At 69.0% G+C, this 10,749-nt stretch carries 11 protein-coding genes; all 11 read left to right on the top strand.

Going from position 1 to position 10,749, the window contains the following annotated elements; genetic code table 11:
* A partial coding sequence (locus E3T61_RS22010) for a DNA polymerase III subunit gamma/tau domain-containing protein (RefSeq protein WP_478213457.1) occupies positions 1 to 1,592 on the top strand: 1,592 nt, incomplete at its 5' end.
* Positions 1,593 to 2,192 (top strand): recombination mediator RecR, encoded by a 600-nt coding sequence (recR, locus tag E3T61_RS20545; protein ID WP_088455142.1) that lies wholly within the window; start codon positions 1,593 to 1,595, stop codon positions 2,190 to 2,192.
* A 132-nt stretch (positions 2,193 to 2,324) separates the two neighbouring features.
* Complete coding sequence (locus E3T61_RS20540; protein WP_134642692.1) at positions 2,325 to 2,948, top strand: ArsR/SmtB family transcription factor; 624 nt, start codon at positions 2,325 to 2,327, stop codon at positions 2,946 to 2,948.
* 44 nt (positions 2,949 to 2,992) lie between these two features.
* On the top strand, positions 2,993 to 4,081 hold the full coding sequence (locus tag E3T61_RS20535; RefSeq protein ID WP_134642691.1) for a serine hydrolase domain-containing protein: 1,089 nt from the start codon (positions 2,993 to 2,995) through the stop codon (positions 4,079 to 4,081).
* Entirely contained in the window at positions 4,078 to 4,428 is a 351-nt protein-coding gene (locus E3T61_RS20530; RefSeq protein ID WP_134642690.1) for a hypothetical protein, read from the top strand. The genes E3T61_RS20535 and E3T61_RS20530 overlap by 4 nt, the downstream gene beginning before the upstream one ends.
* A 422-nt stretch (positions 4,429 to 4,850) precedes the next feature.
* Positions 4,851 to 5,939: an extracellular solute-binding protein gene (locus tag E3T61_RS20525; protein WP_478213458.1), complete on the top strand. Its 1,089-nt coding sequence runs from the start codon at positions 4,851 to 4,853 to the stop codon at positions 5,937 to 5,939.
* A complete protein-coding gene (locus tag E3T61_RS22425; RefSeq protein WP_241992724.1) occupies positions 5,936 to 6,073 on the top strand; it encodes a hypothetical protein in 138 nt (45 codons plus the stop codon). The genes E3T61_RS20525 and E3T61_RS22425 overlap by 4 nt, the downstream gene beginning before the upstream one ends.
* A 98-nt stretch (positions 6,074 to 6,171) precedes the next feature.
* Positions 6,172 to 7,215: a carbohydrate ABC transporter permease gene (locus E3T61_RS20520; RefSeq protein WP_134642689.1), complete on the top strand. Its 1,044-nt coding sequence runs from the start codon at positions 6,172 to 6,174 to the stop codon at positions 7,213 to 7,215.
* A gap of 20 nt (positions 7,216 to 7,235) precedes the next feature.
* The gene (locus E3T61_RS20515) at positions 7,236 to 8,111 is read left to right on the top strand and encodes a carbohydrate ABC transporter permease (RefSeq protein WP_134642701.1); all 876 of its coding nucleotides are present in this window, start codon (positions 7,236 to 7,238) and stop codon (positions 8,109 to 8,111) included.
* 79 nt (positions 8,112 to 8,190) lie between these two features.
* Positions 8,191 to 9,621 carry a GH1 family beta-glucosidase gene (locus tag E3T61_RS20510; protein ID WP_420898509.1) on the top strand — a complete coding sequence of 477 codons (1,431 nt, stop codon included), beginning with the start codon at positions 8,191 to 8,193 and terminating at the stop codon, positions 9,619 to 9,621.
* Positions 9,622 to 9,709: 88 nt separating this feature from the next.
* On the top strand, positions 9,710 to 10,735 hold the full coding sequence (locus E3T61_RS20505; protein WP_134642688.1) for a LacI family DNA-binding transcriptional regulator: 1,026 nt from the start codon (positions 9,710 to 9,712) through the stop codon (positions 10,733 to 10,735).
* The last annotated feature ends 14 nt before the right edge of the window (positions 10,736 to 10,749 follow it).

Here is a 10,749-nt window from a genome sequence, read left to right as displayed (position 1 = left end):
CGGCCCCGCCGGCCAGCCAGCCTGCCGGTCGTCCCGCTGCCGATGCTCCAGCAGCAGCGGCGCCCGCTCCCGTCGGCTCGGGCTGGGCCACCCGCGTGCCCGGATCCCCGGCCGCCACCCCGGCCGAGACCGCCGCCGCTGCTCGTGCGGCCACTGGGGCCACGCCGGCCGCAGACGCCGCCGCATCCTCCGATGAGGCCGGCTCGAGTACGTCTGTCGCCACGCCGACCGCGCCCGTTGCCGGCTCGACCGAACCCGCCGCAGAGATCCCGCCGGCTGCGGCCCCGCCGGCTGCGACCCCCGTCGTGCCGGTCGGCCCGGTCACTCTGGCCCAGATCAAGGATGCCTGGCCGCAGATCCTCGAGGCCGTCAAGGAGGTCAAGCTCAGCGCCTGGCTCGTGGTCTACACCGCACGCGTGCTCGACCTGCGCGGCGAAGACGTCCTCGTGCTGTCCTTCCCCAGCGAGCAGGACATGCAGGGTTTCAAGGCCCAGCAGGCTCCCGGCCAGGGCGTCAGTGAGTTCCTGCGCGGCGCCATTGTGAAGGTGCTCGGCCTGCGCGTGAAGTTCATCGCCCGCGCCGACTCCGAGACGTTCGCCGCCGCGGGCGCCGGCCACCCCTCGGGTGCAGCCCCCGCCCCCGCGTCCACCTCCGCGCCCGCCTCCTCACCGACGCCCTCCGCCGAGTTGCCCACCTCCGGACGAGCTACCCCGGTGCGCCAGGGCAACTCGTCCGCGGCCGGGCAACTCGCGGATGCTTCCTCCGCGGCCCCCTCTGCCTCAACGCAGTCCGCGTCCCCGACGAACGCCCCGCCGACCTCGGCGGCCTCTGTTGATCTGCCATCGGCCGGATCCGCGGCATTCGGCGGCCCGTCAGGCGCCAGTTCTGGCCCGGGGTCGGCCACGTCAACCGGTACCGCGACCGCCACCCTCGCGCCGCCGACCACGTCCACCGGATGGGCCACGGTCGTGATCCCCGGATCCGCCGCCGCTCTTGCTGCCGCGGAAACTCTGGCCGACGAACCCGTGGTGGCCCCGCCCGCCCAGGGTGAATCCGTCTCTGTTGGAGCTCCGGCCCCGGCCCCGGCTACCAGCGCCGGCAATGCTGCCGAAGCCGCCGACAGCGCACCCGCCGGCGTCCCGGCGTCGTCAGCGCCCTCCGCTGCCCCGAAGGCGTCGGCCCCGTCGGCACCGGCCTACGATTACGCGCCCGAACCCGACTTCGAGCCGCCCTTCGACGAAGAGCCGCCGCCCTACGACGACCTCCCGCCGGACCCGCAGCAGTTCTCCGCACCCCCGGAGGCCGCTCGCGGCACCCGGCCGGCCACGCAGCAGCCCACGGCGCAGCAGCAGGCACCCCGCCAGCAGCAGGCACCCCGCCAGCAGCAGGCACCCGGCCAGGCGCAGGCTCCCACCCAGGCGCAAACGCCCGCATCCGTCCCCGCAAGCCAGCGCGGCGCGCCCGCGCGGCGGTCGCCCGCGTTCGCCGAGAAGCAGCGCTACGGTGAGGCCGTGGTGCGCGAGATCCTCGGCGCCACCTTCATCGAGGAGCAGCCGCACGACCCGATCTCGCGACAGAGGAACGACAACTAAATGTACGAAGGCATCGTTCAGGAACTCATCGACGAGCTCGGTCGCCTGCCCGGCATCGGCCCGAAGTCGGCGCAGCGCATCGCGTTCCACATTCTGCAGACCAAGAACTTCGACGTGACCCACCTGGCCAACGTTCTGCTCGAGGTGCGCGACAAGGTCAAGTTCTGCGAGATCTGCGGCAACGTCTCCGAGCAGGACACCTGCATGATCTGCCGTGACCCGCGCCGCAACCCCACCTCCATCTGCGTGGTCGAAGAGGCCAAAGACGTCGTCGCGATCGAACGCACCCGCGAGTTCAAGGGCCTGTACCACGTGCTCGGCGGGGCGATCAGCCCCATCGACGGCATTGGACCCGACGACCTGCGCATCCGCCAGCTGATGACCCGCCTGGCCGACAACACCGTGCAGGAGGTGATCATCGCCACCGACCCCAACCTCGAGGGCGAGGCCACCGCCACCTACCTGTCGCGACTGCTCACCACCCTGGACATCAAGGTCAGCCGCCTGGCCTCCGGCCTGCCCGTCGGCGGCGACCTCGAGTACGCCGACGAGGTCACCCTGGGCCGCGCCTTCGAGGGCCGCCGCACCGTCACCAGCTAGCCGCCCGCCGATCCGCCGCGGCTCGGCCTCACTGTTCCCCTGCGGACATTTGTGCCCACAGCCGACCTCACCAGCCGAGTAACTTACGGAATCCCGTGCGTTTTTACTTGATAAGTACGTAATAATGGACGTATGAGCCTGTCGGACGACCACACACACGAACTCGCTGAGCTGCGGGCCCGCGTGGATGCCCTCGAGCAGGCCGTGCAGGCCGGCCTCGGCACGGGGGCCGCGACCGTTCCACTCGCGACGCTCCAGCCCGGGGCGGATGCCGGTCCGCCGGCCGTATCCGCGCCGAACGCCGTCCCGTCCGTCACGGCGCCCGCCGCCACCGGCCCCACCACCGACGTCTTCTGGGCGCTGAATGCTCTCAAGTCGATGGTTCCGGCCCCCGGCGCGGTTCTCTACACCGGCAGTGTCTCGCTGCCCGGCGGGGGAGCGGTCGACTGGCAGTACGCCCTCACCACCGAGGATATCCTCGCCCGCGACTGGAGCCGCCCGTCCTCAACCTCCGCCCTGGCGGCGCTCGGCCACCCTGTGCGGTTGCGGTTGCTGCAGGCCATCGCGACCGGCACTGTCGCGGTCTCCGAACTCGCCGCGCTCGAAGGAGTCGGCACCACCGGGCAGGTCTACCACCACGTCAACCAGCTGATCGCGGCCGGCTGGGTCTACTCCACCTCCCGCGGCCACTACGGCATTCCGCCCGAAAAAGTCGTGCCTCTGCTCACGGTGGTCCTTGCCGCCGGAGGCATCTGATGCCCGCTGCCGCACTCCCGTCCGCTACTCGACGGAGGTCTCCGATGAAACGCCCCACCCGCATCCGCCTGATCGCCGTCGGCGCCGCCCTCGCCGTCATCGTGGCGGGCGTCCTGGCCGCGCCCCGACCGCCCACCCTGTCGACATCAGCAACCGGCGATCCCGGCCTCGCCCAGAGCCTCGCCGACAAGGCCGGCATCGAGCCGGGCGCCCGTGACACCCTCGTCACCGCCGTGATCGACGCCGAGGGCGTCGCCTACGCCGGCCTCGGCGCCGACGAGACCACCGAGTTCGAGATCGGCTCGATCACCAAGACCTTCACCGCGCTGCTGCTGGCCCAGGCCGTCGAGCGCGGCGAGGTCGCCCTCACCGACCCGGTCGGCGATTACCTCGACCTCGGCGACAGCGCCGCGGCCGACGTCACCTTGGCCGACCTCAGCAGCCACCGCTCCGGCCTACCCCGCATCGCGATCACCGTGTCGGCCCTGGCCACCAGCCTGTGGAGCAGCTACCGCGGCAGCGATCCCTACCCCTTCGACCTCGCCGCCCTCGAAGAGCACGCCAGGGCCGCCGCCCTCACCGACCCGGGCACCGTCGCCTACTCCAACCTCGGCGTCGCCCTGCTCGGCCAGGCCCTCGCCGCCGCGGCAGGCACCGACTACCCCGAGCTGCTGCAGACCCGCGTCCTCGAGCCGCTCGGCATGGCCCACACCTCGATCGCGGTCACAGCGGATGCCCTGCCCGCCGGCGCCCGCACCGGCTACACCACCGCGGGTCGCCCGGCGGATGCCTGGACCATGGGCGCCTACGCCCCGGCCGGCGCCATCCGGTCCACCGCCGCCGACATGGCGCTCTACGCCCAGGCGTTGCTCTCGGCCGACCCCGCCCTCGGCGTCGACCCCGCCACGGTGCTCGACCCGCAAGGCCCCGCCGGCGCCGGTCCGCTCATCGGCCTGGCCTGGTTCACCCAGGCTCCCGAAGACGGCACCGCCACCTGGCACAACGGCGGCACCGGCGGGTTCGCGAGCATGCTGGCCCTCGACCGCACCGCCAACCGGGCGGTGATCGTGCTGGGCAACACCGCCACCAGCGTCGATGCCCTCGCCATGTCGATTCTGGAGGAGAACAAGTGACCAACTGGATCCCGCTCATCGTGGTCGTGGCCTTCGTCGGCGGCTTCGCCCTCTCGGCCTGGTCGCCCCGCTTCGGCGCCGCCCGCGACCGCCTGGCTCTGGCCACGGATGGCCTGGCCGCCGCCGGTATCCTCATCGCCAGTCGTGCGCTGGTCGACTGGTCCACGGCGACGACACTCGCCTGGTACGCCCTCGTGCTGCTCCTGGCAGCAGCCACCGTGGGCGCGGTGCTCCGCTGGCAGAGCCTGCCGCCGCTCAAGGATCCCGCCAAGCGCACCCGCCGCGCCATCGGTGCGGGCTTCGCGGCGACCGTGATACTCAGCCTCGTCGCGGTCACCAGCCTGTAGCCCGCCCGGCTGCCGCCCGGCTGCCGCCTCGGCCGGTGCACCCCGCGCAACTGTTGCCCGTTCGGAGAATTGCGCCCGGTGTGCCGGCCACATTGGTCCGCAACGGCACCAGTGGCGCCCGAGTGCCACACCCGCACCCTCTTCGGCAGTGCCATGGGACCGCTTCCATGAAATCCTTGACAGGCGCTCACGACCTTGCCTAGTCTTGTCAACATTCCATGGGAGCGCTTCCATGAGAGCTCATCGGAAGCGTTTCTGTCCCTGTAACACGTCCACAAAGGAGTGCCGTGAGTTCACGACGCGCAATAACAGCCTCGATCGCTGGTGCCGCAGTCTTCGCGATCGTCGCCACAGGATGCAGCGCATCCACCGGCGGATCCGACGATGGCAAGGTCACCCTGTCAGTCACAACCTTCGGCACCATGGGGGTCGACGCCAACTACACCAAGTACATGGAAGAGAACCCGAACATCGTCATCGAGGCCACCAATCTCGAGGGCGGCGGCGCGGCCCGCGACGACGCCTACGCCAAGATCGCCGCCGGAACCGGCCTCAGCGACGTCGTCGCCATCGAGGAAGGCTGGCTGGGCACAATCCAGGAGGTCAGCGACTCGTTCGTGGACCTGCGCGACTACGGCATCGAAGATGTGGCCGACGACTGGCTGGACTGGAAATTCAAGCAGGGCACGGATGCCGACGGCCGCGTGATCGGCGCCGGCCTCGACATCGGGCCGCAGGGCCTGTGCTACCGCGGCGACCTCTTCGCGGCTGCCGGCCTGCCCAGCGAACGCACCGAGGTCGCTGAGTACTTCGGCGGCGACACAGCCACCTGGGAACGCTTCTACGAGGTGGGCGAAGAGTACGTCGCCGCCGCGGACAAGGCGTTTTATCACAGCCCCCGATTCTTCTGGAACTCCTTCGTGAACCAGCAGGAGGAGGGCTACTACAAGTCGGATGGCGAGACCCTGAACATCAAGGGCAACAAGGTGCTGAAGGACCAGCTCGCCCTGGTCGTCGACGCGGAGAACAACGGCCTCGGCGCCGGACTGCCGGGCTGGGACGTCGGACCGCAGGCCAAGGCCGGCGACTATGCCACCTACATGTGCCCGAGCTGGATGCTGGGCATCGTGCAGGGCTACTACGACGAAGGAACCACCGACAGCGGCTGGGACTTCGCCGATGTGCTGCCCGGTGGCGCGGCTAACTGGGGTGGCGCCTTCCTCGGTGTTTCCGAGTCGAGCGAGCACAAGGAGGAGGCTGCGGCCCTCGCCCTCTGGCTCGCCGCCCCCGCCCAGCAGGCGGCATCGTTCGAACTCGCCGGACCGTTCCCGAGCACCATCGAGGGCCAGTCTCTCGTGGCCGACTCGACGAACGAGTTCTTCAACAACGCACCGGTGGGCGAGATCTTCAGTGCCCGTTCCGAGGGCGTCATCGCCCAGGTGAAGGGCCCGGAGGACTCCAATATCCAGGACAACGTCTTCGGCCCGGTCTTNGCGTCATCGCCCAGGTGAAGGGCCCGGAGGACTCCAATATCCAGGACAACGTCTTCGGCCCGGTCTTCGACCGCATCGGCCAGGGCGAGATCACCGATGGCGACGTCGCGTGGGATGAAGCCATGGTGCTGCTCGACCAGTTGGTCGGCTAGCGCACCCGCCCTCCCGCCCCACCCGGCGGGCGGTCCCGAGCACACCGCCCGGGACCGCCCGCCGCCCCACCCACGCCCCTCTCTCGGATTGGCCGCCGATGTCCAGTACCAGCACGATCACAACCAGCTCCACGATCCCCAATCGCAGGCCCGCCAAAACGCGGTCCGAGCTCACCTTCAAGCAGAGACTCTCGCACTTCGACCACAAGGCGTCGCCGTTCCTCTACATCGCGCCGTTCTTCATCCTCTTCGCGCTCATCGGTGTATTCCCGATCGCGTATACGCTCAATGTCTCGCTCTACGACTGGCACCTGCTCAAGGGCCAGGGCGACTGGGTCGGCCTGGCGAACTACGCCTCGGTGCTCTCCGACCCCTTCTTCTGGAACGCCTTCGGCAACACCGTGAGCATCTTCCTGCTCTCCGCCGTGCCGCAATTGCTGTTCGCCACGGTGATCGCCGCGCTGCTCGACCAGACGCTGCGCGCCAAGACCTTCTGGCGCATGAGCATCCTGCTTCCCTACATCGTGGCCCCGGTCGCGGTCGCGGTGATCTTCGCGCAGGTGTTCAACCAGTACACCGGGCCGGTCGCCGGGCTGCTCAACCTGTTCGGCCTCGAACCCATCCGCTGGGCCTTCGACGTGCTGCCCTCGCACATAGCGATCGCCAGCATGGTCAACTGGCGCTGGACCGGATACAACGCGCTCATCCTTCTCGCCGCGATGCAGGCCATTCCGCGGGATGTCTATGAGTCGGCCGCGCTGGACGGCGCCAACAAGGTGCGCCGGTTCTGGGCGATCACCGTGCCGATGATCCGGCCCACCATGATCTTCGTGGTGATCACCTCCACCATCGGCGGGCTGCAGATCTTCACCGAACCCAAGCTGTTCGACGGCCGCACCAACGGCGGCGGCGGTCGCCAGTTCCAGACCATCGTGCTCTACCTCTACGAGCTGGCATTCCCCAGAAGGGACTTCGGCCGGGCTGCGGCAACCGCGTGGATCCTCTTCCTCATCATCATCATCGCCGGTCTCGCGAACTACGCGATCGCCCGCGCTATCCGCACCAACGACATCAAGCCGGTCAAGATCGCAGTACCCCGGCGGCCGTATGTGACCAGGTCCATCAACGGAGGCCGCAAGTGAGCACCCTGACCGAACGCCTGATGCCCGCCACCCCCGAACGCCGCGCGGAGCGAAAATCGCGCCGTCGCGCCACCTACGAGGCACCCGGCTTCCTCACCTACGGCCTGCTGTTCGCGTTCTTCGCCGGTGCGGCGTTCCCGCTCTGGTGGTCGTTCGTGATCGGCAGCCGGCAGTCCTCCGACACCAACCTGGTGCCGCCGGCGGTGCTGCCCGGGCCGAACTTCCTGGAGAACGCGTTTGAGGTGTTCGCCACGGTGCCGTTCCTGCAGGCGCTGGTGAACAGCCTCATCATTTCCACGGCGATCACGATCTCAGTGGTGTTCTTCTCCACCCTCGCCGGCTACTCCTTCGCCAAACTCCAATTCCGCGGCCGCAACGGGCTGTTGGTCGCGGTCATCGCCACGATGGCCATCCCCACCCAACTGGGCATCATCCCGCTGTTCATGCTGATGTCCGATTGGCACTGGATCGGCACTCTGCAGGCCGTCATCGTGCCGGGCATGGTCACAGCCTTCGGCGTTTTCTTTATGCGTCAGTACCTGGTCGATGTCATCCCCGATGAGTTGATCGAGGCGGCACGGATGGACGGAGCGAGCATGTGGGGCACCTTCTGGCACGTCGCCGTGCCCGCTGCCCGGCCCGCCATGGCGGTGCTCGCGCTGTTCAGCTTCATGGCGGCGTGGACCGACTTCCTCTGGCCGTTGCTCGTGCTCGGCCCCACCAACCCCAGCGTGCAGACGGCTCTCGCGGCGCTCACCGCCAGCGGTGGCCAGACACCCGACAACTCGATGGTGCTCACCGGTGCCGTGCTGTCGGTCGTGCCCCTGCTCATCCTGTTCATCGTCGCCGGCAAGCAGCTCATTGCCGGCATCATGCAGGGTGCGGTCAAGGGCTGACCGGGCCGGCACTGCCTTGGCACGCATCCGTCGCCACACTTCTTCACCAGCACCTACGCAAAGGATCACTGTGACCACTCTGACTTCCGTGACAACGGGCACCAGCACGTACCGCGACTCAGGCCTGGAATTCGCGACCGACTTCCTGATCGGGTCGGCCACCGCGGCCTACCAGATCGAGGGCGCCGTAGACGCGGATGGCCGGGGCCCGTCGATCTGGGACACCTTCAGCGCCACGCCGGGCAAGATCGTCAACGGTGACACCGGCGAGATCGCGGATGACCACTATCACCGGCTCGAGAGCGACCTCGACCTGATGGCATCGCTGGGGCTGGAGGCCTACAGGTTCTCGGTCGCCTGGCCGCGCATCCAGCCGCTCGGATCGGGCGAACCCAACCAGGCCGGCCTGGACTTCTACTCCCGGCTGGTCGACGGGCTCCTGGCCCGCGGCATCCGCCCGATGGTGACCCTCTACCACTGGGACCTGCCGCAGGCGCTGGAGGACGCCGGCGGCTGGACCTCACGGGAGACCGCGTACCGGTTCGCCGAGTATGCCGCCATCGTGGGCGCCGCGCTCGGCGACCGGGTGGATTGCTGGACCACCCTCAACGAACCCTGGTGCAGCGCCTACCTCGGCTACGGCTCCGGCGCGCACGCCCCCGGCCGCACCGACTCGCTCGCGGCCCTGCAGTCGGTGCACCACCTGCAGCTCGGGCACGGCCTGGCTCTGCAGGCGCTGCGGCAGACCGTCACGACGGATGCCGAGTACTCGGTCACGCTCAACTTCCACGTGCTGCGCGGTGACGACGCCAGCTCGCCCGAGGCCAAGCGCCGCATCGATGCCCTCGCCAACCGTGCCTTCACCGGCCCGATGCTGCGCGGGGAGTACCCGGCCGATCTGCTCGAGGACACCGCGGCGATCACCGACTGGTCCTTCGTGCTGCCCGGCGACCTCGAGACCATCCACCAGCCCATCGACTTTCTCGGCGTCAACTACTACTCCACCGCCACCGTGCGCATGTGGGACGGCACCTCCACCAGACAGAACGCCGATGGGCACAAGGACGTCGGCGGTTCGCCCTGGCCCGGGAGCGGCCACGTCGAGTTCCTCACCCAGGCCGGCCCCTACACGTCGATGGGCTGGAACATCGCACCCGACGGCCTCGAAGAACTGCTCCTCTCGCTCAGCGAACAGTTTCCCCGGCTGCCGCTGATGATCACCGAGAACGGCGCCGCGTTCGACGACGTCCTGGAGCAGGGAGCGGTGCACGACCTTGACCGGCTCGACTACCTGCGCCGGCACTTCACCGCGGCGCACCGGGCCATCGCGCAGGGGGTCGACCTGCGCGGCTACCTGGTCTGGTCGCTGCTCGACAACTTCGAGTGGGGCTACGGCTACAGCAAACGGTTCGGCATCGTGCACGTGGACTACGACACCCAGGAGCGCGTGGTCAAGGACAGCGGTCTCTGGTTGAAAACGCTCATCGCAGGCCGTCGCCTGCCTGACTGAGCGACGCGTGGCGGCGCCTCCGGGTGCCGCCGCGGCGCACCAGCCGCCTCGGCGATAGAATCGCACTCGCCGTCCACGAAAGGCCAGAATGACGAACGACAGGGATCAGCCCGCCGTCGCACCGCCCACTCTGCTGGCCGTCGCCCAACGCGCCAAAGTATCCCGCTCCACGGCCTCCCGGGTGATCAACGGGTCGCCGCAGGTGACCGAGGAGGCGATTCGTGCGGTCACCAACGCGATCGCCGAACTCAACTATGTGCCCAACCGGGTCGCTCGGAGCCTCGCCAGGCGTTCCACCCAAACCATCGCCATGGTGATCCCGCAGCACACGTCCAAGTTCTTCGCCGACCCGTACTTCGCCGCGGTCATCCAGGGTGCCGCGCTGCACGTGGCCACCACCGATTACACGCTCACCCTGATGATCGAATCCGACGACGACCCCGACAAGACCCGCCGGTTCCTGGAGGGCGGCAACGTCGACGGGGCCCTGATCTTGTCGCACTTCAGCCGCGATGCGGAGTACATCTCGCTCTCACGTCTCCTGCCGGTCGTGTTCGGTGTGCGCCCGCTGACGACGGATGACGGGCCCTACTACGTTGTGGACGTCGACAACGCCGAGGCGGCAGCCCTGCCGACCCGGCACCTGGTTGAGCGCGGCCGCACCCGCGTCGCCATGATCGGCGCGCCGCAGAGCATGTCCGCCGGCCGCGACCGCCGGGAAGGATGGCAGACCACCCTCGCGCTGGCCGGCCTGGACGAGGGCCCGTTCGAGGAAGGCGACTTCACCCCTGCCGGTGGCGCAGCCGCGATGGAACGCCTCCTCGGTCAGGGCCGGCCGATCGATGGTCTCGTCGCCGCATCCGCCCAGATGGCCTACGGCGCGATGGGGGTGCTCAAGGAGCGCGGGATCGCCGTTCCCGCGGACATCGCCGTGGCCACGATCGACAACAACTTCTTCTCCACCAGTGCGGGGCCGCCGCTCACCTCGGTGGACCTGAACACCGACACCAAGGGTGCCGTGATGGCCCAGACCCTGTTGCGCATCATCGCCGGCGAAACCGTGGAGCGCACCACCACCATCCCCATCGACCTCATCGAGCGCGACTCCACCTAAACCCGCATCGGCAA

Source organism: Cryobacterium lactosi (assembly GCF_004403945.1).
GTDB classification, from domain to species: Bacteria; Actinomycetota; Actinomycetes; order Actinomycetales; family Microbacteriaceae; genus Cryobacterium; species Cryobacterium lactosi.
Note: the sequence above shows the minus strand (reverse complement) of the source record. Positions and strands in the feature narration are given on the sequence as shown.